Origin of the sequence: Actinoplanes sp. HUAS TT8 (assembly GCF_051380535.1) — a bacterium.
Lineage (GTDB): Bacteria > Actinomycetota > Actinomycetes > Mycobacteriales > Micromonosporaceae > Actinoplanes.
On sequence record NZ_CP195646.1, the window covers coordinates 6,430,001 to 6,455,408 of the forward strand.

The following is a 25,408-nucleotide window of genomic DNA, read 5'->3' on the forward strand; positions in this document are numbered from 1 at the left end:
TCTCCTCGGCTTCGGCCGTGGAGGAGGCGATGACCGGCACGATCCCGGGCAGGATCTTGACGTGGTCGGGGTCGCGGCCGTGTTCGGCCGCGCGCCGTTTGAGGTCGTCGTAGAACTCCTGGGCGTCGGCGAGGGTCTGGTGGGCGGTGAAGACGGCTTCCGCGTACTCGGCGGCGAAGTTCCGTCCGTTCTCGGAAGAGCCGGCTTGCACCAGTACGGGGTGACCCTGCGCCGACCGCGGAACGTTGAGCGCCCCGGCGACCTGGTAGAACCGGCCCTCGTGGGCGGCCGGGTAGATCTTGGCGTCGTCGCCCCAGACGCCGTTCTCCTTGTCGGCCAGGACGGCGTCGTCGTCCCAGGAGTCCCAGAGCTTGAGCGAGACGTCGACGAACTCGGCGGCGCGTTCGTAGCGCTCCTTGTGGGCGGGCAGGTGGTCGAGGTTGAAGTTGCGGGCGGCGTCGAGGCCGGCCGTGGTGACGATGTTCCAGCCGGCCCGGCCGCCACTGACGATGTCGAGCGAGGCGAAGCGCCGGGCCAGGTTGTACGGCTCGTTGTAGGTGGTCGACGCGGTCGCGATCAGGCCGATGTGCGAGGTGGCGCCGGCCAGTGCGGTGAGCAGGACGGTCGGTTCGAGGACGCCGGAGGGGCGGCGCCCGACCTGATCCCAGAGCACCGGGCCGTCGGCCAGGAAGACCGAGTCGAGTTTGCCGCGCTCGGCGATCCGGGCGAGGTTCTTGAAGTGTTCGACGTCGATGTCCGCGTGCGGGTCGGTCTCGGGCAGCCGCCAGGCCGCCTCGTGGTGCCCGACGCTCATCAGGAACGCGTTGAGGTGCAGTTCACGAGCCATGGTCACTGCACCTGCGGGGTGTAGTGGGTGGCCTCGTCGCCTTCGAGGATGTAGCTCTTGGTGCCGTCGGTGCCGACCGGGACGTCTCCGGCGACGGTGACGCGGTGCAGTTTGCGGTCCAGGTCGCCGTAGTCGTCGGCGGCGTAGTGCTGGGTGCTGCGGTTGTCCCAGACGACGAGGTCGCCGACCTGCCACTTGTGGCGCAGGGTGTTCTCGGGGCGGGTCACGTAGTGCTGGAGCAGGCGCAGGATGTCCCGGGACTCGGTCTTGGAGAGGCCGAGGATGCCGGTGACGAAGTTGCCGATGAACAGGTTCGGCTTGCCCGAGTCCGGGTTGACGCGGACGACCGGGTGGGCGGTGCGGTAGCGGGTGGAGACGAAGACCTTGTGGTAGTCGTCGACCTCGGCCGAGCGGAACTGCGGGTGCTCGGCGTAGTCGTACTCGTTGGAGTGCTCGGCCCACAGCCGGTCGGCCAGCACGCGCAGGTGTTCGGGCAGGTCGAAGTAGGCGGCGCTGGTGTTGGAGAAGAGCGTGTCACCGCCGTACGGCGGGATGACCAGACTCCGCAGCGTCGTCGCCTTGGGCGGGGCGACCACGAACGTCACGTCGGTGTGCCAGGCGTTGGCCCGGGCGCCCTCGCCGCCGGCGACTTCGAGCACGTTGGCCTGGCCGTCGACGGACGGGACGGTCGGGTGCGCGAGGGTCAGTTCGCCGAAGAGGCCGGCGAAGCGCTGGTGCTGGTCGTCGTCGAGGTGCTGGTCGCGGAAGACGAGCACCTTGTGCTCGACGAGCGCGTTGTGGATCTCCTTGGCGTCGCTCTCGGCGATCGGCTGTTTCAGGTCGATGCCGGTCACGGAAGCGCCGATCCGGCCACCGATGCGCTGGATGTCGATACTCATGGGAATCCCTTTCTGATTAGTTGGTACGCCAGGTCGAGAAGTGGCGCTCGGTGAGGATCAAAAGCTGGTTCACGATGAGGCCGATGCCGGAGATGGTGATGATTCCGGCGTACATGTCGGGGACCGCGAAGTTGTACTGCGCGTAATTGATGAGGTAGCCCAGTCCCGCTTTGGCGCCGACCATTTCGGCGGCGATCAGGATCAGGATCGAGTACGCCCCGGCCAGCCGGATGCCGGTGAAGATGGTGGGCACGGCGGCGGGCAGGACGACTTTCTGGAACAAGCTGAGCGGGCCGAGTCCGAGCGAGCGGGCCGATTTGATCAGCAGCGGGTCGACGGTCCGGACGCCGCTCACCGTGTTCAGGAGAATGGGCCAGGCGCAGGCGTACAGAATGATGGCGATCTTTGATGTCTCGCCGAGTCCCAGGATCAGCACGAAGACCGGCAGGATGGCCAGGGCGGCCGTGTTCCGGAACACTTCGAGGAGCGGGGTCAGCAGATTGGCGACCGGTTTGTACCAGCCGATCAGCAGGCCGAGCGGGATCGAGACGACGATCGCGAGGGCGAAACCGACGAGCGAGCGGGTCAGGCTGGCCTGGGTGTGTTCCCACAGTTCGCCCGATCGGGCCAGGTCCCACCAGGCGACCAGGACTTCGGAGAGCGGCGGGAGGAAGGTCGAGTCGACCACGCCCAGCCGGGGGAAGATCTCCCAGATGAGGGCGAGCGCGAGGATCGCGACGCTGCGGGTGATGGCGTTCCCGAAGAATCGGGCGATCCGGCGGGCCTGCACCGGAACGGCCACGGTCTTCGGAGCGACCAGCGTGGAGCTAGACACGGGTGGCCTCCAGTTCCTCGGTACGGGCCTTGCTGACCTCGTCGCGCAGCAGCGTCCAGATCTCGTGGCGGTAGTGCGCGAACTGCGGGTCGGAGCGGACGTCGTCGCTCTGTTCGAGGGGCGGGATCTCGACGACCTGCTTGATCCGCCCGGGCCGGGAGGTCATCACCGCGACGCGTTGTCCCAGGTAGACCGCTTCTTCGATGCCGTGGGTGATGAAGACGACGGTCTTGCCGGTCTTCTCCCAGATCTTGAGCAGTTCGTCCTGCAGGCCGTCGCGGGTCTGTGCGTCCAGGGCGGCGAACGGCTCGTCCATGAGCAGCACGTCCGGGTCGAAGGCGAGGCTGCGGGCGATGGCGACGCGCTGCTTCATGCCGCCGGAGAGTTCGTGCGGGTAGCGGTCGTGGAAGCCGGCCAGGCCGACCAGGTCCAGGTATTCGCGGGCCCGCTCGGCCCGTTCCCGGCGGGGCACGTGCTTGGCCTCCAGACCGAATTCGACGTTGCCCTGGGCGGTGCGCCACGGGAGCAGCGCGTACTGCTGGAAGACCACGCCGCGGTCGAGTCCGGGGCCGGTGACCTGCTTGCCGTCGACCAGGATGCGGCCGCTGGTCGGTTCGGCGAGGCCGCCGAGCAGGTCGAGCAGGGTGGACTTGCCGCAGCCGCTGGGACCGACGATGACCAGGAACTCGCCGTCCTGGACGTCCAGGTTGATCTCCTGCAGGGCGGTGACCGTGGTCCCGCGGGCCCGGAACTCCTTGCCGATGTTCTCGAAGACGATCTTGGCGGTCATGCGGCGCCACCCGCGTACGAGTTGTACTTGTTGCTGAAGATATCGGTGGCCTTGATGTCCTTCTTCAGTTCGCCGGCCCGGCTCAGCCAGTCGATCCAGGTCTGGAACTCGGCGTCGGCGATAACACCGCCGGTGCCGGCGACGCCGTAGCTCTTGAAGTACTGGATCGTGGAGCTGTCCTCGTTGCGGCCGCGTTTGGTCACGATGTCCTGGAAACGGGCGATGACCTGTTCGCGGGGTGTGGTCCGGGCCCATTCGATGGCCTTGCCGACGCCGGAGACGAACGTCTTGACGGTGTCCGGGTTCTTCTTGAGGAATTCGTTGCGGAAGATGAAGCTGCCCGCGGTGAACTTGCCGAGCAGGTCGAAGTCGCTGAACAGCGGGTGGACGCCGCCGCGGGCGATCGCCTTGTCGCGCAGGACGCCGCCGAGCGCGCCGACGTCGATCTGGTTCTGCCGCACCGACTGCTCGGTGTTGACCGGCGGCACGACGATCAGTTCGACCTGCTTGATCTCGGCGTCGGTCAGATTGTTCTTGGCCAGGTAGGTCTTGATGACCGCCTCGTGGTGGGCGCCCAGGGTATTGACGCCGATCTTCTTGCCGATGAGGTCGCGGGCGGTCTTGATCGGGCTGCCGTCGAGCACGTAATAGCCGGTGTAGGTGTCCTGGTCGACGCCGTAGTAACCGATGACGGCGGTGATCGGGGCACCGTTGGCGGCCAGTTTCACGATGGCGCCGTTGAATGCGCCGCCGAAGTCGACGTCACCGGTGGTGGCGGCCTGAATGTCCTGCGGGCCGCTGATCGTGTTGCCGATCCACTTGAGCGTCAGGTCACCCAGAAAACCGAGGTCGGCGGCGAGTTCGGGCAGGGTCACGGAGCCCACGCTGCCCTGATATCGCAGTTCCTTCACCTGGCCGCCGGCGGCCGAGGCCTCACTGCTGCCGCATGCCGAGAGTCCGGTGGCGGTCAGGAAAGCGCCGCCCAGAAGGCCGGCGAGTGCGTTGCGACGAGTGGGCACAGAAATCTCCTCAATGGCAGCATTCAACGGACGGCCCGCGAAAAGGGCCGCCGGAAATTCAAAGGCTTTTCGGCGTACGGACACAGCCGCGCGACCGCGCGTCGATGCGGGGCCGGGGCTGCGGGAGGGTGTGGGGCGGCGGGCCGTGGCGCTTCGCCGTCACCGCCTCAACAGGAGCAGGTGCACACCCGGAGGAAGTCGACGAAGCGACGCCGCGTCAGGCGCTTGTTTCGCTTCATGTCCACGAACGTAAACGCCCGGCGACGCCGCGTCAGCCTCTTTGTGACTCAGAACACACGTATTTCCCATAGGTTGAGTGGGATATACCTCAGAGCATTGGGCTGACCTGCGGAAACGCGAAAGGGCGGGAGCGCGTGTACGCTCCCGCCCTTTCGGACAGTCCGATTTGTCAGTCGACTTTCTCGATCAAATCTCCCCCATCGACCTCATCGGTCGACTTGGTCGACCGGCGCCAGGCCGGCCGCGCGGGGTTGCCGAGCAGCGCTGCGCCGGGCAGCCCTGGTCGATCGGCGCCGGGGGACGGCGCTGTTCGATCGGGACCGCGCCGACGCCGGGTGGTGCCGACCGGCCGCGGCGTCCCGCCCGGCGCCGGGCGGTCACCATGACCGCCGGCGGCGCCGGAGGGGAGGGTCGCGGGTCAGTCGTCGCCGAAGTCCTCGAAGACCTCTTCGACGGCCTCACCGATCACGTAGCCGGCCGCGAGACCGCCGACCGCGCCCAGGATCGCGCCGCCCATGCCGCTGCCGCCATGACCGCCGTGCCCACCCCGGTAGTGGCCGTGGTGCCCGTAACCGCCACCGTGACCGCCGTGCCCGTAGGCCGGCGCGCCGTGCCCGTAACCGGGCGGGGGCGGCGGCGGGTAGCCGGGAGCACCGTACGCCCCGTGGCCGCCGTGCGGGGCACCGTAGCCCGGGCGGGACTTGTGGTGGTCGACCGCCTGACGGACCCAGCCGTCGACGACCGCACGCCAGTCGGTGGTGTCGGCGTCGTGGTGCGAGACCGAGTAGCGCCCGTACGTGTCCTGGCCGCTGTGGAACAGGCCGCCGCGCTTGTCGAATTCGAGGACCACCTCGACCGAGTGCGGGCTGGTGACGAACGTCAGCTCGACCTCGTTGACCGAGTGCGCGTACTGCGAGGCGGGCCAGTACTCGATCTCCTGGTAGAACGGCAGCGTCTGGTGGACGCCGTAGATCTGCCCGTGCTCCAGGTCGGCCGACTTGAAGCGGAAACCGAGCTGGTTGAACGCGTCCAGGATCTTCTGCTGGATCGGCAGCGGGTGCACGTAGACCGGGTCGAGGTCGCTCTTGTCCAGCGCCCGCGCGATCGACACCTCGGTGCGCACGCCCATCACCATGCCGCGCAGCGGCTGCCCGTAGGCGGTGGTGATCGGGGTCTCCCACGGCATGTCGATGCGGAACGGGATCGACAGCTGCTGGCCCGGGTGCAGCCGCATCGGGCCGGAGACGGTCAGCCGGTAGAAGTCGCCGGTGGTCGAGTAGTCACTGCCGCCGCTCTCCACCTCCATGCGGGTGACCAGTGCCAGCGTGATGTGCTCGATGTCCGATTCCTGCGTGCCACCGGTCAGGTTGACGTGACCGGTGAGCGGGGCCCCCGGATAGGTGCTCGGGTTGGCCAGCACGGTGTCGACGCTCGGGCCGCCCACTCCCATGGCGCCCAACAGCTTTTTGAAGACCACGATGCCCTCTCTATAAGTCCTGCTAGCCCAGGTCCCTCGGAAAATTAACAAGGCCGGCTGGAAGGTCCCTGAGAGCGCCCCCACCAGCCAATCTTGCAGAGCAGCGTACGGCTATCGTGCAAGCTCATGGACCCAGTCTCGATTCACCGCCTCGCCGATGTCACCGTTGTCCACGCATCGAGTGACCCGGCCGACGTCGTCGCCGGCACGCCGACCACCGGCGCGGTCACGGTCACCACGCTCGACGGGCCGGGCGTCGAGGTCGGTGTCTGGGAGATGAGCGCCGGCGCGGTCCGCGACGTCGAGGCCGAGGAGGCGTTCCTGGTGCTCGCCGGGCGCGCGACGATCGAGACCGGTGGCGCGACGTTCGAGGTGGGGCCGGGCGACCTGGTCCGCCTGGCCGAGGGCACCAAGACCGTCTGGACGGTCTCCGAGCCGCTGCGCAAACTCTACGTGACGGGGCTTTAGAAACGACAAAGGCCGCTTATCCCGTACGGAATAAGCGGCCTTTGATCTTGAAATTTACTTGATCAGGCCGAGGCCCTGAACGGCCGTGCGCTCCTCCTGGAGCTCGGCGACCGAGGCGTCGATGCGGCCGCGGGAGAACTCACTGATCTCCAGACCCTGGACGATCTCCCACTTGCCGTCCTTGGCGGTGACCGGGAACGAGCTGATCAGGCCGGCGGGCACGCCGTAGGAGCCGTCGGAGACGATCGCGGCCGACGTCCAGTCGCCCTCGGCCGTGCCGTTGACCCAGGTGTGCACGTGGTCGATCGCGGCCGACGCGGCCGACGCGGCCGAGGACGCGCCCCGGACCTCGATGATCTCGGCGCCGCGCTTGGCGACCCGCGGGATGAACTCGTCGGCCAGCCAGGCCTGCTCGACCAGGTCCTTGACCGGGCGGCCGGCGGCCTCGGCGTGGAAGACGTCCGGGTACTGCGTGGCCGAGTGGTTACCCCAGATCGTCACCTTGCGCAGCTCGGCGACCGGCACGTTCAGCTTCTTGGAGAGCTGGGCGAGCGCGCGGTTGTGGTCGAGCCGGGTCATCGCGGTGAAGCGGTCGGCCGGCACGTCCGGCGCGTGCTGCTGGGCGATCAGGGCGTTGGTGTTGGCCGGGTTGCCGACGACCAGGACGCGCACGTCGGACGCGGCACCCGCGTTGATCGCGGTGCCCTGCGGGCCGAAGATGCCGCCGTTGGCCTCGAGCAGGTCGCCCCGCTCCATGCCCTTGGTGCGCGGGCGGGCGCCGACCAGCAGCGCCACGTTGACGCCGTCGAACGCGGCCTTGGCGTCGTCGAACACGTCGACGCCGTCGAGCAGCGGGTAGGCCCCGTCCTCGAGCTCGAGCGCGACGCCCTCGGCGGCCTTGGTGGCGGCCGGGATCTCCAGCAGGCGCAGGCGGACCGGTACGTTCGCGCCGAGCAGCTGGCCGGAGGCGATGCGGAACAGCAGCGCGTAGCCGATCTGGCCGGCTGCGCCCGTCACGGTGACGGTGACCGGTGTCTTAGTCATGAGTTTGTCTCCCGAGGTTGAGGCATTTCGGCACCCGAACCGGACTCTAGTCCTCGCGTTACGGGACGATGACGCGGATGCCTACGCGTGTGACCTCACGCGTTACTTCTTCCGTCCCACGGCCGCCCAGGTCGAGGTCTCGATCGGCTCCGGCCGCTCGGGCGACTCCGGCCGCCAGTCGCTGACCGGCGAGACCCCCGGCTCGACCAGCTCCAGCCCGTCGAAGAACGCGCTGAACTGCGCCTGGTTGCGCGGCCGGAGCGCGGCCGGGCCGCTCGGCTGGGTCGCCGCGATCCGCGCCGAGACCTCCGGCGGGACGAAATCGGCCGTGCCGTGCGTGGCGACCAGGAAACTGCCCGGCGCGGCGCCGGCCAGCAGGGCACGGACCACGCCGACGGCCTGCTCGTCGTCGTGGAGGAAGTGCAACACGTTGATCAGCAGGAACGCGATCGGACGGGCCGGGTCGATCGTCGCGGCGAACCCGTCGGCGCGGACGATCTTCTCCGGGTCGCGCAGGTCGGCATCCACATACGTCGTCGAGCCGCCGATCATCAGCGCGCGGGCGTGGGCGAGGACCATCGGGTCGTTGTCGACGTAGACGACCTTCGCCTCCGGCGCGATCGCCTGGGCCACCTCGTGGGTGTTGTCGGGCGCCGGCAGGCCGGTGCCGATGTCGACGAACTGGCGGATGCCGGCCGCACCGGCCAGGTGCCGGACGGCCCGGTTGTGGAAGGCGCGGCCCTCGCGCGCGGCCGTCCAGACGGCCGGGTAGATCCGGGCGATCTCGTCGCCGGAGTCACGGTCGACCTGGTAGTGGTCCTTGCCGCCGAGCCAGTAGTTCCACCGGCGGGCCGGCGAGACGGTGTGCTGATCCACCCGGTCGCTCGTCATGACTCATCCTAACCCGGTCGATATCTCCACTGTGGACGCGAAGGGTTTTCCTACTCCGGCCCCGCGGGCATATCCTGCATCGGCGGACTTCGAGGAAAGGTGCAGCGTGGCCATCCTGGCGCCGCCCTATCGGCCCTTCTCCCCCGGCTTCCCGCCGCTCGATCCGGCGCGCGGCGACGGCGGCGCGACCATCGCGGTGACCATGCGATACGCGCCGCTCGCCTTCGTGCTCGGACTCTTCACCCCGGTGCTGGAGATCGACGGGAAGAACGTGCCGGCGAGCTGGGGGCGGGTGACGACCCCGGTCGCGCTCGGGGAGCACCACGTGCACGTGCACATTCCGTACCTGCTGCCGTCCCGGATCGGCGTGGCCGAGACGACCGTGGTCGCGCTGCCCGGCAAGACCGCCGAGCTGGAGTACCGGGCGCCGATGCTGGCCTTCCTGCGCGGGGCGCTCGGGCCGCCGCCGCAGCGGTACCCGGGGCTCGCGCTGGCCGTGGTGCTGGTGATCGTGGCGCTGGTGCTGGCGATCTGCGGCTGCCTCGGGATGCTCACCTCCGGCCCGCCGGAACAGGAACCGGGGGCGACGATCGCGCCGTCGGCCCGCAGCGTCCCGGTGTCGCCGAGCCCGGACCTCTCGCCCGGCCGGCCCGGGTCGCTCCCGGGCGGATGATCGGTCGCGCGCCCCGGTCGATCGATCGGGGTGAGTGGACCGTTCGGTCAGGGCGGGGATCGACTCGCGCGGTGGGTACGGACCGATCGGCGGGTGGTGATGGGCGGATTCGGACATCAGGCTCTCGCTGTGAGTTTGCCGCCTCCGCAGGACCCGTGGGCCGTGCCGTCCGATACGCCGCATCCGGGGATGCCCGGGCCTCCGGTGAGGCCGGGTCCGGCCTATCCCCCGGGGCCGGGGCAGGCCTATCCGCCGACCACGGCCATGCCGGGGCCGGCCTACCCGCCGACCGCGACCGGGCAGCCCCGTCCCCCGGCGCCGAAGAAGAAGCTGACCCTCGACAAGGTGATGCTCGGCGTGGTCGGGATCTCGGCGATCGTGGCGTGCGGGGTGTCGATCCTCGCGCCGGACTCGACCAAGCCGGCGACGACGAACGCCGCCGCCTCGGAGACGCCGTCGGTGGTGGTGACCACCGAGAAGGTGGCCGCGTCGGCGCCGCCGGTCGCGGTCACGCAGTCGGCCCGGCCCACCGTCACCACGACGGCGCCGGCCACCAGGACGGCCAAGCCCACGCCGGTCAGGACCACGGTGAAGCCGGTCTACTACACCAACTGTGACGCCGTCTTCGACGCCGGCGAGTCCGACCTGCGCAAGAGCGACCCCGGCTACCGCAAGGCGCTGGACCGGGACGGCGACGGCATCGCCTGCGAGTCCGACGGCACCGACGAGGAGCCGGTGGTGGACGACGAACCCGACACCGGCGGCACCGATCCGCGGTTCTCGACCTGCGCGGCGGCCAAGAAGGCCGGGTACGGGCCGTACACCGAGGGCGAGGACCCGGAGTACGACTGGTATCAGGACCGCGACAAGGACGGGGTGGTCTGCGAGTAGCGGCCGGCCACCACCGCCGGGCGTTCCAGGACGCGGCCGGCGGCCAGGTCGGCGGCCAGCCGCAGGTACTGGGCGTGGGCCCAGGCCAGCGGGGTCGCCGAGGTGCTCGGTGTGCCCAGCGGGCGGTTCGGCGGATACTGGTCCCACACCTGCTCGGGCAGCATCCGGCTCGGCCCGGCCGCGGCGGCCAGGATCCTGAGCTGGTCCCGGGCGCCGCCCTTGGCGCCGGCGGCCAGCAGGTACTCGCCGCGTTCCCCGTTGAGCAGCGGCCACGCCCGGCCGCGGGTGATCAGCGAGTCGGCCGGGAGCGGGTAGTCCCACGGGCCGCCGTCGGCCTTCTCGCCGTAGCCGTCGAACGACGCCCGGTGCCAGTACGGCCCGGCCGCGAGCTGAGCGTCGACCACGCCGATCGAGGTACGGACGTCGGCGTCGGACGCCGGGAGGATCCCGAGCCGGACCAGCTCCAGGAATCCGGGGTCCACCACCCGGCGCTGATCGACCCCGGACGGGCCGCTGTCGCCGATGTCGTACGTGGTGCCCACGTCCGGCTTCCCGTCCTTGGTCAGGCGCAGGAAGTACGGCTGCTCGGAGTAGGTCCCGGTACTGGTGACGGTCCAGGCCTTGACGTTCGCGCGCCACTGATCGGCAACGGTCAGATACCGTACGGCGGAAGCATGGTCCTGGTTCTTCTCCGCGATCGACGCCGCGCATACCAATCCGGCGATCTCCGCCGCGATGGTGGCCGGGGAGTATCCGGACTGGTTCTCCCAGCGGTCCTGCGGGCTCCAGGGCGCGCGGTGGCCGTCGCGCTCGAAACCGGTCAGGAAGTCGGCCGCCTTCCGCACGTGCGCCCAGGTCGCCGCGTCGGTCCGGCCGAGCTGGTCGGCGAGCACGATCGGCAGCCCGACCTCGTCGAGTTGCAGGCCGTCCCAGACCGGGGTGCCGTCGAGCCGCGAGTTCTGCGGGAACGAGCCGTCGGCCTTCTGCTGCACGGTGAACAGGTAGTCCAGGGCCCGTCCGGCCCCGGCCCGGTCGCCGGCGGCGAGCAGCCCGGTGGCGATCTGATAGAGGTCACGGGACCAGACCAGGTGATACGGGCCGGACGGATCGTCGCGCCCGAACGCCCACGGCGAGCCGGGCGCGGCCACGTACGCTCCGCGGTGGGTCTTGTCCTCGGAGGCGGCCAGGACCATCGCGGACGCCTGCCAGAGCGTGCGGTCGGCGACGGCCGGCGGACGGTGCAGGCCACGCAGGTAACCGTGCCAGCCCTCGGCGTACTCGCGGGCGGCCGGGGCGAATCCGCGGCGCAGTCCGGCCCGCGCGCCGGCGAGCGCGGCGCTCTCGGAGGGGCCGAAACCGAGTGCGAGCGTGGTGTGCCCGGTGGTCAGCCGGCCGGTCTGCACGAGGTAGCCGGGTGCGGCCGAGGTGTACCTCGCGTCCGGGCCGTCGCTGGTCCCGGAGTAGCCGCTGGACGTCGTCCGGAACCCCGGCGAGGCCACGAAGGCGCTGGCCACGTCCCCGTCGACGGCCAGCAGCGCGTCGCCCGAGGTGCGGCCGGCGTCACCGGCGCGGCTGTTGCCGAGCGCCGGGTCGTAGACGGCGTACAGGCGGTAGCCCGGGCGGGCGGTGAAATCCACGTCGGCCAGGACGGTGGCCCGGTGCGGGTCGGTCACGTACGAGAGGGCGAGCCGCCACCGCCCGGACGGGCCGGCCAGCCGCTGCCGGAAACTCAGACTGCGGTCGTCGGCCAGGGTGGTGTCCACGGACGCCGCGGTCTCCGGGCCCGAGGGGCCGGTGACGACGAAGCTGAGCGCCCGCGCGCTCGGCGTTCCCAGGTCGGGGTAGAAGATCTCGCCGAGACCGCCGGTGCGTTGCACGGTCGCCCAGATCCGGCTCGCGGTCCCGGCCGCGGTGATCAGGCCGGTCTTGTCGGCCGGAAGATACTGCTGGTCGACGCCGGGCGCGCCCGGAGCCGAGCCCCCGGGAGCGAGGACCTGCGGGGTGAGACCGATCAGGGCGGTCGCGAGGACCCGGCCGATTCTCCGGTACGCCATGACGGCCGCATACCCAGATATCGACGAAGATAACAGTCAGGGCTTGGTCTGGAGTTCGTCGTGCAGGGCGCGCATCAGTTCGGCGCTGGTGAACGGCTTCTCCAGCAGGTGCACGTCGGCGGCGAGCGTGCCGTGGTTGGTCAGGACCGGCTGGGCGTAGCCGGACATGAACAGCACCTTGGTCCGGGGGTAGCGGGTGGTCACCGCGTCGGCCAGGTCCTTGCCCAGCATCCCGGGCATGATCACGTCGGTGAGCAGCACGTCGATGCTGTTCTGGTCGGCCAGCCGGAGCGCCTCCTCGCCCCCGCCTGCGGCCAGCACCGTGTACCCGCCCCGGTTGAGGATGCGGCAGGTCACCTCGCGCAGCGCGTCCTCGTCCTCGGCGACCAGCACGGTCGCGCCGTGCCCGGTCAGCCGTTCGTCGCTCTCCTCGGGGGTCGCCGCCTGCGCCTGGACGTCGGTGACCGGCAGCAGGATCGTGAACGTGGTGCCGATGCCCGGCTCGGAGTAGATCTGCACGGTGCCGCCGGCCTGCGTGATGATGCCGTACACGGTGGCCAGTCCGAGGCCGGTGCCCTGGCCGCTCGGTTTGGTGGTGAAGAACGGCTCGAACGCCTTGTCGATCACCTCCTTGGGCATGCCGGTGCCGGTGTCCGAGACACGCAGCCGCAGGTAGTGGCCGGGACTGAGACCGGCCCGGGCGGCCGAGTGCTCGGCGTCGACGCGGACGTCGGCGGTGTCGATGGTGAGCCGCCCGCCGGTCGGCATCGCGTCGCGGGCGTTGACCGCGAGGTTGACCAGCACCTGTTCCAGCTGGCCGGGGTCGGCCATCACCGCGGGCAGCGCGGCCGTGGTCCGTACCGTCAGGGTGATGTGCTCGCCGAGGGACCGTTCGAGCATCTGGTGCACCTCGGTGACCACCACGTTGAGGTCGAGCGGCCGGGGCCGGATCACCTCGCGCCGGGCGAAGGCGAGCAGCTGATGGGTGAGGTCGCTGCCGCGCCGGGCGGCCCGGGCGATCTGCTCGGCGTCGGCCGCGGCCGAGCTGCCGGCGGCGTCCTCGATGATGAACGCCGCGTAGTTGACGATCACCGCGAGCAGGTTGTTGAAGTCGTGGGCGATGCCGCCGGCCAGCTGGCCCAGGCTCTCCAGGCGCTGGGCCTGCTGCATCCGGGCTTCGAGCTTCTGCCGGTCGGTCTCCTCGCGCAGCCGGCGCCGTTCGGCCTCGGCGGCCAGCCGGTCGGTGATGTCCCGGACCGCGGCCACGGTGATCACCCCGGTGTCGGTGTGTAGCGCACTGACCGCGATGTCGACCGGCAGTTCGGCGCCGTCGCTGCGGGTGGCCCGGCGTTTGGCCCAGCGCTGCTCGCCGTCCTCGGTCCGCTCGGTGTCGAGCGGGGTGGCCGACTCGCCGGTGCGCAGGATCGCCGAGACCGGGGGCAGCCCGTCCGGCAGCAGGCGGTCCACCGCCATGTGGATCAGGTCGTGCCGGGGGTGGGCGAACAGCCGCTCGGCCTCGGCGTTGACCAGCACCACCTCGCCGGACTCGGCGACGCCGAGCAGCGCGTCCGGCGCGGCGTCGAGGATCGCCTGCACGCGGGCCTCGGTGCGTTCCCGTTCGCTGATGTCGCGGGCCGTGCTGGTGGTGCCGACCAGCAGGCCGTGCTCGTCGAGCAGCGGCGAGATCAGCATGGCGACGGCCACCGGCTGGCCGGCCGAGGTGAGCCGCAGCGAGCGGTAGCGGTCGACCCGGCCGCCCATCCGGACCAGCCGGCGGATCTGCTCCTCGTCGGCCCGCCGGTCGGGCGGGATGATCTCGTCGATCGGGGCGCCGATCATCTGCTCGGCGGTGAAGCCGTAGAGCAGTTCGGCGCCCGGGTTCCAGGACAGGACCCGGTTGTTCAGGTCGACCGTGACGATGGCGTCGTGCGAGGACTGGACGACCGAGGCGAGCAGCGCGCGGTTGGCCGCCGCCTGGCGTTGCGTGGTGTCGTCGCGCAGGACGGCGGTCACGTACGTCTCGACGCCGGGCACGGTGACCCCGGACAGTGACACCTCGACCGGGAAGACCGTCCCGTCCTGGCGGCGCCCGCGCAGCGGGAGACGGCGCAGCGGCGGGTGCTCGGCGGCCAGGTAACCGGCCCGCTGGTCGGGATGACCCGGGCGTACGTCGTCCGGGACCAGTTCGTCGATGGAGGCGCCGACGAGCCGGCCGGGCGGGTAGCCGAACATGTCGTGGGCGCGGCGGTTGGCGATGGTGATGACGCCGTCGGCGCGGCTGATGATGATCGCGTCCGGGGCGGTGTCGACCAGGAGCCCCGTCAGCTCGATGCGTGACTCCACGGCCGTCCCCTCCCTCCCCAAACTATCAATTTTCCGAAATTCCGGGCATGAAATCCCCATTTTCCGGGCATCGTCGGAGATTGTGAGCATCGATCCGAACCGGCCCAGCTCCGCCCGGGTGTACGACGCCTTCCTCGGCGGCACGCACAACTTCGCCGTGGACCGGTCGGTGGCGGCCCGGATCATGGAGATCGTCCCCGAGATGGCGGCGCTGGCCCGGGCCAACCGCGCGTTCCTGCACCGGGTGGTGCGCTGGGCCGTGGCCGGCGGGGTGCGCCAGTTCGTCGACCTCGGCTCCGGCATCCCGACCGAGGGGAACGTGCACGAGGTGGCCCTCGCGGCCGACCCGGACGCCCGGGTGGCCTACGTCGACGTCGACCCGACCGCCGTCCTCTACGCCCGTGAGCTGCTGGGCGACGAGCACCGGGCCGTCGTGGTCAACGCTGACCTGCGGGATCCGGCGTCGGTGCTCGACGATCCGGAGCTGCGCGCGGTGATCGACCCGGAACGGCCGATCGGCATCCTGATGTTCGCGGTGCTGCACTTCATCCCCGAGGGGCCGGTGCTCGACGCGACGCTGCGCGGCTACCGCGAGGCGGTGGCGCCGGGCAGTCTGCTCGCGGTCTCGCACGCCAGCGGCGGGCTGGACCCGGAGGCCGTGGATCGGGTGGCCGACCTGTACAGCCGGGCCGGAACACCGTTCGTGCCGCGGGACGAGGCCCGGTTCGCCGCGCTGTTCGACGGGTGGGAGCTGGTCGAGCCCGGCGTGGTGCGCGGGTCGGGCTGGCATCCGGACGGCGGGGTCGAGCAGCTCAGCGACTCGGCGTCGTCCATGGTCCTGACGGGCGTCGGCCGCCGGCGATGAGATCGCGGTCGGCCGGCCGGTCCCACCCGTCGCAGCAGTCCTCGGGCTCCACCTCGAGGAGGTCGAACAGGTCCGGCCCGGCGTGGCCGGTGTCGACCGAGCCGCCGATCAGGCCGAGCAGGGCGGCACAGTTGCGCCCGTAGCCCTGGACCATGCGATCCACCCGGGTCGGGTGACCGCAGCGACGACACGGTCGCATCCGCTCTGCCGGACGGTCACCCACCGGTCCATTATTGTCGGGAACCCGGATCCGCGCCCGTCTCATCCGCGCCGAATCCGGCCTCGGCCGCTATCGCCGCGATCCGGGCCAGTGCGCCCCGTGGATCCTGGTGTGGCCGGCTGGCCAGTTCGCCCACCTGACGGAGCAGGTCGGGCAGGTGACCGCCGTCGAGCTGCCGGACCCGTTCCACGATGCGCAGCAGCGCGGTGAGGTCGGCGATCGTGTCGCGGAGGCTGTCCGGGTCGAGCGTGCCGATCATGACCGGCTGCCGGTCGGGGCCGGGCTCGGCCTCACCGGCCGCGCGGAGCACCCCGATCCGGAAGCCGATGGCCACGGCATGAGCCTGATCGCGGGCGCCGAGTTGCTGGTAGAGCGTCCGCAGGCGGGACTTGACGGTGTTCGGCGAGATGTAGAGGCGAGCCGCCATCTCACGGGCGGTCTCACCGGCGGCGAGCGACTCGATTATCTCCTGGAGGTGCGGTGCCAGCACCGGCCATTGCGCAACGGCCCTGATGTGGCTTCGATGCGTTTGCAGCGACATGCCCGAGAATGTAGATCTTGCCTGTCCCGGTGTGATCCACACCTCCCGGATGACCCGGCCCGGTCGCGGCTGCCAGGAAACACTCAACTTCGGGTCCGTACCGTCCGGGGTCTGAGAATCTTGGAAGGGGTGTCGGGTGGAAGCGTTCCGGGTGTTCCGCGTGACCGCGGTCGCCGAGGCGTTCTCGTGGACCGGACTGCTGGTGGGGATGTATCTCAAGCACGTCTCGCACACCACCGACGCCGGCGTGTGGCTCTTCGGGCGGGTGCACGGCGCCCTGTTCGTGGCCTACCTGGTGGCGACGTTCTGGGTGGCCCGGGCCGAGCGGTGGTCGCTGTGGCGGACCGCGTTCGCGCTGGCCGCGTCGATCCCGCCGCTCACCACACTGATCTTCGAACGTTGGGTGTCCAAGCGCCGCCCGGCCGCGGCACCGGCCACCGCGACGGCCTGAGGCTTTACGGAACAGGAGCGCGCTGGGCGGCCGCCACCGCCTGTGCTCCGCCACGGAAAAGGGGCGCGTCCACCCGGGCGCGCCCCTTTTTCCGGCCGCGGGCCGGCCCGCGATCGGGCCGCTACTTGACCGCGATCGGGTTGACCGGGCTGCCCACGGCCCCGGTGATCGGCAGCGGCGCCGCGGTCAGCCAGAACTCGTAGACCCCGTCGGCCGCGCAGTCGGCCGCCAGCTCGTCCGGGTCCCACATCTCCCCCAGGAACAGACCGATGTGCGGGATCGCCACCTGGTGCAACGGCTGGAACGCGTCGTCGAACTCGTTCGGCCGCACCTCGAAGCCCCACGTGTCGGTCGCGATCGCGGCGATCTCGGTGCGGTGCAGCCAGTCCGCGGTGGTGAACGACAGTCCGGGCGCCGGACCGCCCGCGTAGTCACCCCAGCCGTCGCGGCGGACGCGGGTGAGCTGCCCCGTCCGTACCAGAATGATGTCGCCCGGCCCCACAGCCGACCCGGCGCCCTGCCGAGCGATGGTCTCCACCAGGTGTTTCTCCGTGATGGCGAAGCCATCCGGAAGCTCGCCGTCAGCGCCGAGAGCGCGCCCGACGTCGAGCAGCACCCCGCGCCCGGCGATCACCGACGCCACCGTCTCGATGCCGGTGACGCCGTCACCGAGGCTGGTCACCACCTTCTCGGCGGGCCGGCCGTTCCACGCGCGGCCGTGGTCGAAGATGTGGCCGAGCCCGTCCCACTGCGTCGAGCACTGCAGCGGCATGGCGATCACGTCGTCGGCGCCGCCGAGCCCGTGCGGAAACCCCTGCACGCCGGCGACCGCGTCGGTGCCGGTGTCGAGCATGGTGTGCACCGGGTTGGTGCGTCGCCGCCAGCCTTTCTGCGGCCCGTTCGCGTCGAACGACTGGGCCAGCGAGAAGGAGACCCCGCGCCGCACCAGGCTCGCCGCGTGCGCCCGGTGCGCCGGGGTCAGGAAATTCATCGTTCCCCGTACGTCGTCGGCCCCCCACCGCCCCCAGTTCGAGCACCGCTTCGTGGCCGCGGCGATGGCGCCCTCCGGATCCGTGCGGTCGATCATGCGAGCACGTCCGTGATCCAGTCCGCGATGTACGCCTGCACGTGCGCGAAGTGGTCGAGCCCGATGTGCTCGGCCCCGCCCTCGGCCGCCGTGAAGATCCGCAGGTCCCGCCGCGGCGCGTTGACCGCCTGCTGGTAGGAGCGATGCGCGTACTCCAGCGGGATCTGCCGGTCGTTCTCGCCGTGCACGATCAGGAACGGCACGGTGATCTTCTCGACGACACCGTCCAGGTTGACCGCCTCCGCCTTCTTCACAAAGGTGTCCAGATCGGTCTCGCCCCACACCCAGAGCACGTGGTCCCAGTAGTGCGGGACCGGGTTCTCGCCCTCGCGGTCGAGCCGCCGTTTCTGCACCGCGCCCCAGTCGTGGTTGGCGCCCCAGGCGACGCAGAGCGCGAGCCGCTTCTCGAACGCGGCGGCGCGGGGTGCGTAGTAGCCGCCCAGCGACCACCCGACCAGCCCGATTTTTCCGGGAACGACGTCATCGCGCGTGAGCAGGTGGTCGACGCAGGCCGCAGCCCAGTCCTCGGTCTCGACGCGCGACGTCAGCCCCAGGAACCGCAGCGCCTCGCCGCTGCCCGGGCAGTCGACCATCAGCGTGTGGATGCCGCGCGCGGCCAACTCGTGCGCGAATCCCGACGAATACATGTGCTCCTTGGTCGAGTCGAGCCCGTTCCACAGGATGATCGTCGGCGCCGGCCCGTCCACCGGCGCCTTCGTGAAGTACGCCGGGAGCAGCGCCCCCTCGAACGGCACCGCAACCCGGGTCGTGGCCGGGTCGATCAGGTCGAACGCCTTCTGCTGCAGGTCGAGCAGGCGCTGGTAGAACGCCCGCCGGTCGGGCGACTTGGCGCTCTGCATCCGCTCGGCCTGGGCCAGATAGTTCGTGGCCCGCAGATACTTCTGACCCGCGGTGCGCAGGTGCCCGGCCCGCTCGTCGGCCGCCGCCTGCGTGGCCAGATCCTCCGCGACGGCCGCCCAGGAAGCCATGAACTCCCTGGTCCCGACGTCCGCGCCCTGCGCGCCGAGCTCGCGGATCGGGCGGCAAGCGCGGTCGACCTCGTCGATCAGGCCACCGCTGTTCAGGGTGGCGACCACGCCCAGGTTCCAGACGTAGTTGCCGGGGAAGTACTCGAACATCAGCCTTGCCTTTCGCTTCGCGCTTTCGCCTGGTCACGGCGGCGAACCGGCGGCAGTGCCGCCGCTTTCAGACCGGACATGACCCGATTTGTCAGACGCCCGATCCCCTCGACCGTCAGCGTCACCTCGTCGCCGTCGCGCAGCGGCGGCGGATCCTGCGTCCCGCTGCGACCCCACAGCTCGGCCAGGCACCCGCCGTTGCCCACGGTCCCCGACCCGAGCACGTCCCCCGGCCGCACCACGCTGTCCCGGGCGGCGTAGGCCAGCATCGCCTCGAACGTCCAGCCCATGTTGCTGAGCAGGTCCCGCCCGACCTCGACGCCGTTCACCTCGGCCACACACCGAAGATCAAGAAAACCATCGATTTTGTACGGATCCAGCTCATCCGCCGTCACGATCCACGGCCCGAGGCTGGAGGCGAAGTCCTTGCCCTTGGCCGGTCCCAGGCTCACCCGCATCTCGCGACTCTGCAGGTCCCGCGCCGACCAGTCGTTGAAGATCGTGTAACCGAAAATGGTCTGTCCCGGGCCCACGACGGCGGCGACCTCCAACTCGAAGTCACGCGCCACCGACGCCGCCGGGAACGGGATGTCGTCGCCCGGCCCGTAGATCGCATGCGGGTTGGTGAAGTAGAACGTCGGCGCGTCGTACCAGGCCTCGGGCACGCCGGCCGCGCCGTCGATGCTGCGCCGGACCCCCTCGACGTGCTCCTCGAACGTGACGAAGTCCCGGATCGAGGTGGGTGTCAGCGGCGCCAGAAGCCGAACGTCATCAAGCCGGGTGCCGATCTTGGAAACATCGACCGGACCGCTTCTGATCACCTCCAGCACGTCGACGTCATCGACGAACGGAAAGATCGACCCGTCCCGGACCACACCGGCCCTTATGCCGGTTTTATCGATATAAGTGGCTATTTTCATGCTTACACCGGCGGGGCGACGAAGACGCCGCGGTCCGGGTCGTTGAACGACTGCCGGGCGACGAACTCGTTCATCGGGTTGGCCGTCCCCCACTGATCACTCACGGACGGGTCGGAGAAGTCGTACAGGTGCGGGTGCCACGTGTCCTCGTCGAGTTCCTCTAGCTCGGTGGTGTACTCGACGGTGTTCCCGTGCGGGTCGAGGAAGTAGCTGAAGGTGTTGTTCCCGGCCAGGTGCCGGCCCGGGCCCCACACCTTCTCGACGCCGCCGCGCAACAACCGGCCGGTCCCGCGCATGTACTCGTCGATCCCGCGCATCTCGAACGACGCGTGGTGCAGCGACACGTGCGGGCCGCGGGCGATCGCGAGGCTGTGGTGCCAACGGTTGGTCCGCAGGAACCACATCATCGAACCCATCCGCGGATGCATCAGCGTGTCGGAGAGCGCGAAGTTCAGATGCCGGTCGTAGAAGGCGACGGTCGCCTCCGGGTCCGGCGAGTTGATCACCACGTGCGAGAGCTTGACCGGGACGGACTCGCCCTCCTCCACCCGGCGGTGCTTCCGCACCGCAACATCGGAAGAGACTTCGACGGTACGGCCGTCCAGGTCGAAGAAGCGGAATCCGTAACCGCCGCCCGGAGTCCGCAGCGTGCCGGGCTCGCTGATCAGCTTCACGCCCGCACGGCCGAGCCGCTCGGCGAGCGCGTTCACGTCGGTCTCGTTCGCGGCGCCGAAAGCGATCAGGTCCAGGCGCTTCTCGTCGGCCTTGCGCAGCCGCACCGAGTACTGCTCGGGCGAGCCGGCCGCGGCCAGGAACGCGAGGCCCTCGTCGGTGGTCTCGGCGTCCAGCCCCCACATGGTCGTGTAGAAGTCGAGCTGCCGGTCGTAGTCGGGCACGGCCAGATCCACGTGCCGCAGGTGGGTGATCAGTCGTTCGTCGTTCACGTCTCTCTCCTCACTCTCTCCGGATCAGGCCGGCTCGGCCACGAGGTGCGAGATCCGCGCCATCAGGCCGGGAACGTCGCCGCGCTCGTGATCGAGGAGCCAGCGGCACAGTTGCCGGGACGCCTCGACGACCTCGGTGGCGCGCGGCAGGCGGCGCGCGGTGAACTCCGACCACAGTCCGTCGGTGACCCTGTCCTCGCGCAGCAGCAGCTCGGCCAGCACCGACGCGTCCTCCAGGGCCTGGGCGGCGCCCTGCGCGAGGGTCGGCGGGCAGCTGTGCGCGGCGTCGCCGATCACCACGACCCGCCCCCGGTTCCACGGCCCGTCCAGGACGTGACTCTCGAACGCGGTGTAGTTGACCCGGCTCGGATCGGTCAGCCGCTCGCGGATGTCGTCCCACGGCCCGTGGTACGCCCCGGCCAGCTCCCGCATCGTCGCCAGCGCCTCCTCCGGGGTGAGACCGGACCGGTCGCGCACGCCCTCGACCAGGTACGCGTATGTGCTGTCGGGGCCGGTCGGGCAGTACCCGGCGATGTAGGCCGGACCGCCGTAGAACAGGTCGGTCCGGGTGATCGAATCCGGCCGCCCGGTGAAGGTCCGCCAGATGCCCATGCCGACCGGCTGCGGCTCGGCGTCGATCCCGACCGCCCGCCGGGTCCACGAACGCAGCCCGTCGGCCCCGACGACCAGGTCGTACGTCATCGTGGTCTGATCGTCGAAGGTGACCGTGACCGCGTCGCCCACCGGGACCAGCGTGGTCGGTCGCGTCCCGAACCGGACAGTGGCGCCGGCCTTCCCGGCCCGCCCGATCAGGATCCGGGCCAGCGTCGGGCGGTACATGCCCAGGGTCGCGGGCAGGTCCGGGCCGCCGGTGCGGAGGTCGGTGAGCTCGGCGATCAGCGTGCCCGCCGGGTCGGGGGCGCGCAGGCCGAGCGTGTCGAACGCGTACCCCTCGGCCCTGATCTGATCCCAGACGCCCAGTTCACGCAGCACGCGCAGCGCGTTGCCCTGCAGCGTGATCCCGGAGCCCCGGGCGGCGACCTCGGGTCGGAGATCGACGAGGTCGACCGCGACTCCCCGCTCCGCGAGCAGGATCGCCGTGGCGGCGCCGGCCACGCCACCACCGACGATCAGAACGTTACGAACTGCTGGCACGGCGGTTTCCCTCCCGTTTCATGTGACTGGGACCACTGTCGCCGGAGCCGGTGGTATTACGGAAGGTCGAGTTGGTGATGCCGGTCATCGGTCCGGCTTATAGTGGTGCCGTGGCGGTCGACCGGGTGCTGGCCAATCTCGACCTCAACCTGCTGGTCACGCTCGACACCCTGCTCCGCGAGCGGAACGTGACCCGCACCTCCGAACAGCTCGGCGTCAGCCAGCCCGCGGTCAGCGGCGCCCTGGCCCGGCTGCGCCGGCACTTCGGCGACCCGCTGCTCACCCGCATCGGCAACCGGTACGAACTGACCCCGCTGGCCGCACGCGTCGCCGTGCTGACCGGGCCCGCCCTGGCCGGCGTGCGCCGGGTCTTCGACTCGACCCCCGACTTCGACCCGTCCCGGCTCGACCGCGAATTCACCCTCGTCATCTCCGACTACGCGGCCACGATCCTGGGCCCGCTGCTGGCCCGGCAACTCGCGGAACTCGCGCCGGGCGTGCGGCTGCGGCTGGAACAGACGACGCCGTACGCGGTCGACCACGTCGCCGACACGCTGCGCGCCGCCGACGGCCTCGTCATCCCGCACGGCTTCGTCACCGAACTGCCCTACCTGGACCTGTTCGAGGACCGCTGGGTGTGCATCGTGTCCGGTGACCACCCGACCGTCGGGGCGACACTCACCCTGGAAGAGCTGGGCACACTGCCGTGGGTGGTGGTCTTCGACCGGCCCACCGCGTTCGCGCCGGCCGCCCGGCAGCTGCGGATGCTCGGCATCGAAGCACGGGTCGACGTGGTCGTCGACGGGTTCGCGCAGATGCCGTTCCTGGTCGCCGGGACACGGCGGGTGGCGCTGATCCAGGAACGCCTGGCCCGGCTGCTGGCCCCCGTCACCGGGGTGCGGATCCTGGACTGCCCGTTCGACGTGGTCCCGGTGGCCGAGGCGTTCTGGTGGAACCCGATGTACCGCAACGACCCGGCCCACGCCTGGTTCCGCGACCTGATCCTGGGCGCCGCGGCGCCACTGCGCCATAAGACCGGGTGATGCCGGCCATCAGCGGATACGGGCTTCCGTGATGACCGGCCGTCTGACCATATTCAGGGCCAGCCGGATGTGACCTGGGCCACCGGCTTTCTCCTCCTCCGGAAGGCCTTCCATGTCCGAAGCCACCACCCTGCGCCGCGCCGGTGCCGGTCAACTCGCACTGCTGCTCGCCGGCAGCTGCCTGTCCGTCCTCGGTGCTGTGCTGATCGCCCCGGTCCTGCCGCAGATGACCGACCACTTCGCCGGAGTCGCCGGGGCGGACGTCCTGGTCCCGATCGTCCTCACCGTTCCGGCCCTGGTCATCGGCCTGACCGCGCCGTTCGCCGGGTACATCGTGGACGCCGTGGACCGCAAGCGCCTGTTGATCGCCGCGATGATCGGCTATGCGATCTGCGGGACGGCGCCGCTCTACCTGGACTCGCTGCCCGCGATCATCGGCAGCCGCGTCCTGGTCGGACTCTGCGAGGCGGCGATCATGACCTGCTGCACGACGCTCATCGCGGATTACTGGTCGGGGCGCCGGCGCAGCCGCTACCTGGGCCTGCAGACGCTGCTGGCGTCGGTGTCGGCGACCGTGTTCCTGGGGGTCGGCGGCGCGATCGGCGGGTCCGGGTGGCGGGCACCGTTCTGGCTGTACACGGTCGCCCTGCTCCTGGCCGTCCCGATGGCCGTGCTGATCTGGCCGCCGGCCCGGCCCGCGGCCGCCGTCGCCGCCGGCTCGCGGCGGGTGCCGCCGCTCCCCTGGCGGGCCCTGCGCACCCCGTGCCTGGTCACTCTGGGCGGCGGCATCGTCTTCTACGCGCTGATCGTCGAGCTGTCCTTCCTTCTCGACGAGGTCGGCGTCACCGCGACCGGTACGATCGGCGCCCTCAGCGCCCTGATGTCGCTGGCCACGGCGATCGCGGCCGGCTCGTTCGCCAGGCTCTCGGACCGAACCCCGCGCCAGCTGCTGCCGGTCGCCTTCGGGCTCGCGGCCGCCGGCTTCCTGATCATCTCGGTCTCCGACGCGGTCCCGGTGATCACGATCGGCGCGGTGGTCGCCGGTGGCGGCACCGGTCTGCTCCTGCCCACGCTGCTGACCTGGGCGACCAACAACCTCGGCTTCGAGGAGCGCGGGCGCGGTACCGGGCTGTGGACCGGCGCCCTCTTCGTCGGCGAGTTCCTGTCCCCGCTGCTGATCAACGGTCTCGCGGCCGTGACCGGTGGTCTGCGCCCGGCGATCGGTGTCCTCGGCGTCGCGACCGCGGTGATGGCCGTCGCCGTGTTGTGGATCGTCCCGAGGTCCGCCCCCGCCCTGAACCGGACGAGCAGCTGACCGGCCCGGTCACCCGGGGCCGGCGGCCGCGGGGTGGCGGTGGGCGGCCCATCGGGCGGCCGGGACCATGGCCAGGCCGGCGGCCAGGAACAGGGCGGCCGGCACGGCCCAGCCCCAGGGCGGGTGGTCGATCGCGGTCGCGGTCACGGCGACCGGGCCGATCATCAGGCCGCTCGCCGTGCCCGCGTTGAACACGCCCTGGTAGGCCCCGGTGGCCCGGCCGTCGGCCAGGTCGTAGCTGAGCAGCCAGCCGCCGGCCTGGGAGAGCACCTCCCCGGCCGTGCCCAGCGCCACCGCGGCCAGCAGCACGGCCGTCGCCGGGATGGCCGGCAGGCCGTCGCTGACGGCGATGACCAGGCAGTACCCGGCCAGCAGCAGTCCGGCGGCCCGGCAGGCGCGGGCGGCCCGGGGGATGTCCTCGGCGGTCCGGGCCGCGCGCACCTGGAAGACCACTACCAGCACGGTGTTGAGCAGCAGGGTGGCGCCGACCAGGGCGGGCGGGGCACTGGTCTCCCGCACGATCCACAGAGGGAGGCCGACCGTGAGCACCGCGAACTGCAGGCTCAGCACCGCGTTGAGCGCGGTGATCAGCAGGTACGGCCGATCGGTGAGCGCGCCCCGCCGGGAGCCCTCGTCCGCGGTGTGGACGCGAGCCGGCGTGGCCGGGATCCACCGCAGGATGACGGCCACGGCCAGGAACGTCACCGCGTCGGCGGCGATCAGGGTGAGGTAGGCGGCCCGGGTGTCGATCTGCAGGGCGATCGCGGCCAGGGCGGCACCGGCCCCGTAGCCGACGTTGGTGACCGCCCGCAGGTAGGCCCGCCCGGCGACCCGGCCGGCCGGGGACAGCACGTCGGCGTAGAGGGTGTTGCGGGCGGTCGCGGCGGCCCGGTCGGTCGCCGTCTCCACGCAGACCACCAGCAGGAACGCCGCGAAGCTGTGCACCAGGAAGTACGCGCTCAGGCCGGCCGCCTGCACGACGCAGAGCGTGATCAGCACGCGGCGGCTGCCCCAGCGGTCCGCGGCCCGGCCGGCCGGGATGCTGGCGGCGACACCGCACACCCCGGCCAGGGTCAGGCCCAGGCCGACCGCGCCGGCGCCGAGCCCGACGATCCGGGTGAAGAACAGCACCGACGCGGTGACGAACAGGCCGTTGCCGATCGTGTTGACCAGCACCATCCAGGACAGCCGGCGCACCATCGGGTCGGGGTGCAGCAGACGGCGCTCGATGACTGTCACGTCCCGATCGTGCCGTAC

The 25,408-nt window shown here is 70.8% G+C and carries 25 protein-coding genes (1 of these 25 only partly in view); 7 read left to right on the forward strand and 18 right to left on the reverse strand.

Features of this window, described 5'->3' with window-relative positions:
• The 6 genes from ACSHV8_RS28765 to ACSHV8_RS28790 form a co-directional block, all read right to left on the reverse strand.
• Nucleotides 1–847, reverse strand: the 5' portion of a protein-coding gene (locus ACSHV8_RS28765; protein WP_436520580.1) for an LLM class flavin-dependent oxidoreductase. Its footprint begins 488 nt before the window's first position; only the first 847 of its 1,335 coding nucleotides appear in the window; the start codon lies at nt 845–847; its stop codon lies off the left edge, out of view.
• A gap of 2 nt (nt 848–849) precedes the next feature.
• Nucleotides 850–1,746: a TauD/TfdA dioxygenase family protein gene (locus ACSHV8_RS28770; protein WP_436520582.1), complete on the reverse strand. Its 897-nt coding sequence runs from the start codon at nt 1,744–1,746 to the stop codon at nt 850–852.
• A 16-nt stretch (nt 1,747–1,762) separates the two neighbouring features.
• Nucleotides 1,763–2,581, reverse strand: coding sequence for an ABC transporter permease (locus ACSHV8_RS28775; protein WP_436520584.1), 819 nt, complete (start codon nt 2,579–2,581; stop codon nt 1,763–1,765).
• Entirely contained in the window at nt 2,574–3,371 is a 798-nt protein-coding gene (locus tag ACSHV8_RS28780) for an ABC transporter ATP-binding protein (protein WP_436520586.1), read from the reverse strand. The genes ACSHV8_RS28775 and ACSHV8_RS28780 overlap by 8 nt, the downstream gene beginning before the upstream one ends.
• Nucleotides 3,368–4,390 carry an ABC transporter substrate-binding protein gene (locus tag ACSHV8_RS28785; RefSeq protein WP_436520588.1) on the reverse strand — a complete coding sequence of 341 codons (1,023 nt, stop codon included), beginning with the start codon at nt 4,388–4,390 and terminating at the stop codon, nt 3,368–3,370. The genes ACSHV8_RS28780 and ACSHV8_RS28785 overlap by 4 nt, the downstream gene beginning before the upstream one ends.
• Before the next feature lie 658 nt (nt 4,391–5,048).
• Nucleotides 5,049–6,107 (reverse strand): sporulation protein, encoded by a 1,059-nt coding sequence (locus tag ACSHV8_RS28790; protein ID WP_436520590.1) that lies wholly within the window; start codon nt 6,105–6,107, stop codon nt 5,049–5,051.
• 126 nt (nt 6,108–6,233) lie between these two features.
• On the opposite strand from ACSHV8_RS28790, the gene ACSHV8_RS28795 reads away from it, so the two are divergent.
• Nucleotides 6,234–6,575 carry a cupin domain-containing protein gene (locus ACSHV8_RS28795; RefSeq protein ID WP_436520592.1) on the forward strand — a complete coding sequence of 114 codons (342 nt, stop codon included), beginning with the start codon at nt 6,234–6,236 and terminating at the stop codon, nt 6,573–6,575.
• Nucleotides 6,576–6,629: 54 nt separating this feature from the next.
• Here ACSHV8_RS28795 and ACSHV8_RS28800 read toward each other — a convergent pair whose 3' ends face one another.
• Entirely contained in the window at nt 6,630–7,619 is a 990-nt protein-coding gene (locus ACSHV8_RS28800; RefSeq protein ID WP_436520594.1) for a malate dehydrogenase, read from the reverse strand.
• Nucleotides 7,620–7,721: 102 nt separating this feature from the next.
• Nucleotides 7,722–8,510 (reverse strand): SAM-dependent methyltransferase, encoded by a 789-nt coding sequence (locus ACSHV8_RS28805; RefSeq protein ID WP_436520596.1) that lies wholly within the window; start codon nt 8,508–8,510, stop codon nt 7,722–7,724.
• A gap of 106 nt (nt 8,511–8,616) precedes the next feature.
• Between ACSHV8_RS28805 and ACSHV8_RS28810 the strand changes: the two genes are divergently transcribed.
• Nucleotides 8,617–9,183: a hypothetical protein gene (locus tag ACSHV8_RS28810; protein ID WP_436520598.1), complete on the forward strand. Its 567-nt coding sequence runs from the start codon at nt 8,617–8,619 to the stop codon at nt 9,181–9,183.
• A gap of 129 nt (nt 9,184–9,312) precedes the next feature.
• Entirely contained in the window at nt 9,313–10,074 is a 762-nt protein-coding gene (locus tag ACSHV8_RS28815; RefSeq protein WP_436520600.1) for an excalibur calcium-binding domain-containing protein, read from the forward strand.
• Here ACSHV8_RS28815 and ACSHV8_RS28820 read toward each other — a convergent pair.
• Together ACSHV8_RS28820 and ACSHV8_RS28825 are read right to left on the reverse strand one after the other, a co-directional pair.
• Complete coding sequence (locus tag ACSHV8_RS28820) at nt 10,038–12,128, reverse strand: glycoside hydrolase family 15 protein (RefSeq protein WP_436520602.1); 2,091 nt, start codon at nt 12,126–12,128, stop codon at nt 10,038–10,040. The two genes, ACSHV8_RS28815 and ACSHV8_RS28820, sit on opposite strands and share 37 nt — an antisense overlap.
• Before the next feature lie 36 nt (nt 12,129–12,164).
• Nucleotides 12,165–14,471: a PAS domain S-box protein gene (locus ACSHV8_RS28825; RefSeq protein ID WP_436520604.1), complete on the reverse strand. Its 2,307-nt coding sequence runs from the start codon at nt 14,469–14,471 to the stop codon at nt 12,165–12,167.
• Nucleotides 14,472–14,553: 82 nt separating this feature from the next.
• Here ACSHV8_RS28825 and ACSHV8_RS28830 point away from each other — a divergent pair, with 82 nt between their 5' ends.
• Complete coding sequence (locus ACSHV8_RS28830) at nt 14,554–15,336, forward strand: SAM-dependent methyltransferase (protein WP_436520606.1); 783 nt, start codon at nt 14,554–14,556, stop codon at nt 15,334–15,336.
• On the opposite strand, the gene ACSHV8_RS28835 is transcribed toward ACSHV8_RS28830, so the two are convergent.
• Together ACSHV8_RS28835 and ACSHV8_RS28840 are read right to left on the reverse strand one after the other, a co-directional pair.
• Complete coding sequence (locus tag ACSHV8_RS28835) at nt 15,284–15,490, reverse strand: hypothetical protein (RefSeq protein WP_436536938.1); 207 nt, start codon at nt 15,488–15,490, stop codon at nt 15,284–15,286. The two genes, ACSHV8_RS28830 and ACSHV8_RS28835, sit on opposite strands and share 53 nt — an antisense overlap.
• 76 nt (nt 15,491–15,566) lie before the next feature.
• The gene (locus tag ACSHV8_RS28840; protein ID WP_436520608.1) at nt 15,567–16,097 is read right to left on the reverse strand and encodes a LuxR C-terminal-related transcriptional regulator; all 531 of its coding nucleotides are present in this window, start codon (nt 16,095–16,097) and stop codon (nt 15,567–15,569) included.
• Nucleotides 16,098–16,233: 136 nt separating this feature from the next.
• On the opposite strand from ACSHV8_RS28840, the gene ACSHV8_RS28845 reads away from it, so the two are divergent.
• A complete protein-coding gene (locus ACSHV8_RS28845) occupies nt 16,234–16,548 on the forward strand; it encodes a DUF3817 domain-containing protein (RefSeq protein ID WP_436520610.1) in 315 nt (104 codons plus the stop codon).
• A gap of 121 nt (nt 16,549–16,669) precedes the next feature.
• On the opposite strand, the gene ACSHV8_RS28850 is transcribed toward ACSHV8_RS28845, so the two are convergent.
• Genes ACSHV8_RS28850 through ACSHV8_RS28870 form a run of 5 tightly spaced genes read right to left on the reverse strand, consistent with a single transcriptional unit; the run spans nt 16,670 to nt 21,793 of the window.
• Complete coding sequence (locus ACSHV8_RS28850; RefSeq protein ID WP_436520612.1) at nt 16,670–17,635, reverse strand: cyclase family protein; 966 nt, start codon at nt 17,633–17,635, stop codon at nt 16,670–16,672.
• Nucleotides 17,632–18,774: an alpha/beta hydrolase family protein gene (locus ACSHV8_RS28855; protein ID WP_436520614.1), complete on the reverse strand. Its 1,143-nt coding sequence runs from the start codon at nt 18,772–18,774 to the stop codon at nt 17,632–17,634. The genes ACSHV8_RS28850 and ACSHV8_RS28855 overlap by 4 nt, the downstream gene beginning before the upstream one ends.
• The gene (locus ACSHV8_RS28860; RefSeq protein ID WP_436520615.1) at nt 18,774–19,694 is read right to left on the reverse strand and encodes a fumarylacetoacetate hydrolase family protein; all 921 of its coding nucleotides are present in this window, start codon (nt 19,692–19,694) and stop codon (nt 18,774–18,776) included. Before ACSHV8_RS28860 ends, ACSHV8_RS28855 begins: the two co-directional genes overlap by 1 nt.
• A gap of 2 nt (nt 19,695–19,696) precedes the next feature.
• Entirely contained in the window at nt 19,697–20,638 is a 942-nt protein-coding gene (locus ACSHV8_RS28865; RefSeq protein WP_436520617.1) for a VOC family protein, read from the reverse strand.
• Nucleotides 20,639–20,662: 24 nt separating this feature from the next.
• Nucleotides 20,663–21,793 carry an FAD-dependent monooxygenase gene (locus ACSHV8_RS28870; protein WP_436520619.1) on the reverse strand — a complete coding sequence of 377 codons (1,131 nt, stop codon included), beginning with the start codon at nt 21,791–21,793 and terminating at the stop codon, nt 20,663–20,665.
• 110 nt (nt 21,794–21,903) lie between these two features.
• Between ACSHV8_RS28870 and ACSHV8_RS28875 the strand changes: the two genes are divergently transcribed.
• Together ACSHV8_RS28875 and ACSHV8_RS28880 are read left to right on the forward strand one after the other, a co-directional pair.
• Nucleotides 21,904–22,836, forward strand: coding sequence for a LysR family transcriptional regulator (locus ACSHV8_RS28875; RefSeq protein WP_436520621.1), 933 nt, complete (start codon nt 21,904–21,906; stop codon nt 22,834–22,836).
• A 112-nt stretch (nt 22,837–22,948) separates the two neighbouring features.
• A complete protein-coding gene (locus tag ACSHV8_RS28880) occupies nt 22,949–24,151 on the forward strand; it encodes an MFS transporter (RefSeq protein ID WP_436520623.1) in 1,203 nt (400 codons plus the stop codon).
• Nucleotides 24,152–24,160: 9 nt separating this feature from the next.
• Here the strand turns inward: ACSHV8_RS28880 and ACSHV8_RS28885 are convergent, their stop codons facing one another.
• Nucleotides 24,161–25,390, reverse strand: a complete 1,230-nt coding sequence (locus tag ACSHV8_RS28885; protein WP_436520625.1) for an MFS transporter — start codon at nt 25,388–25,390, stop codon at nt 24,161–24,163.
• Nucleotides 25,391–25,408 lie beyond the last annotated feature (18 nt).

Bases quoted from the DNA above. Each gene is read 5' to 3' on its own strand.
- ACSHV8_RS28820 (WP_436520602.1), bottom strand. From the start codon at position 12,128: ATGGCGTACCGGAGAATCGGCCGGGTCCTCGCGACCGCCCTGATCGGT.
- ACSHV8_RS28770 (WP_436520582.1), bottom strand. From the start codon at position 1,746: ATGAGTATCGACATCCAGCGCATCGGTGGCCGGATCGGCGCTTCCGTG.
- ACSHV8_RS28780 (WP_436520586.1), bottom strand. From the start codon at position 3,371: ATGACCGCCAAGATCGTCTTCGAGAACATCGGCAAGGAGTTCCGGGCC.
- ACSHV8_RS28850 (WP_436520612.1), bottom strand. From the start codon at position 17,635: ATGATCGACCGCACGGATCCGGAGGGCGCCATCGCCGCGGCCACGAAG.
- ACSHV8_RS28835 (WP_436536938.1), bottom strand. From the start codon at position 15,490: ATGGTCCAGGGCTACGGGCGCAACTGTGCCGCCCTGCTCGGCCTGATC.
- ACSHV8_RS28880 (WP_436520623.1), top strand. From the start codon at position 22,949: ATGTCCGAAGCCACCACCCTGCGCCGCGCCGGTGCCGGTCAACTCGCA.
- ACSHV8_RS28800 (WP_436520594.1), bottom strand. From the start codon at position 7,619: ATGACTAAGACACCGGTCACCGTCACCGTGACGGGCGCAGCCGGCCAG.
- ACSHV8_RS28795 (WP_436520592.1), top strand. From the start codon at position 6,234: ATGGACCCAGTCTCGATTCACCGCCTCGCCGATGTCACCGTTGTCCAC.
- ACSHV8_RS28860 (WP_436520615.1), bottom strand. From the start codon at position 19,694: ATGAAAATAGCCACTTATATCGATAAAACCGGCATAAGGGCCGGTGTG.
- ACSHV8_RS28855 (WP_436520614.1), bottom strand. From the start codon at position 18,774: ATGTTCGAGTACTTCCCCGGCAACTACGTCTGGAACCTGGGCGTGGTC.
- ACSHV8_RS28805 (WP_436520596.1), bottom strand. From the start codon at position 8,510: ATGACGAGCGACCGGGTGGATCAGCACACCGTCTCGCCGGCCCGCCGG.
- ACSHV8_RS28840 (WP_436520608.1), bottom strand. From the start codon at position 16,097: ATGTCGCTGCAAACGCATCGAAGCCACATCAGGGCCGTTGCGCAATGG.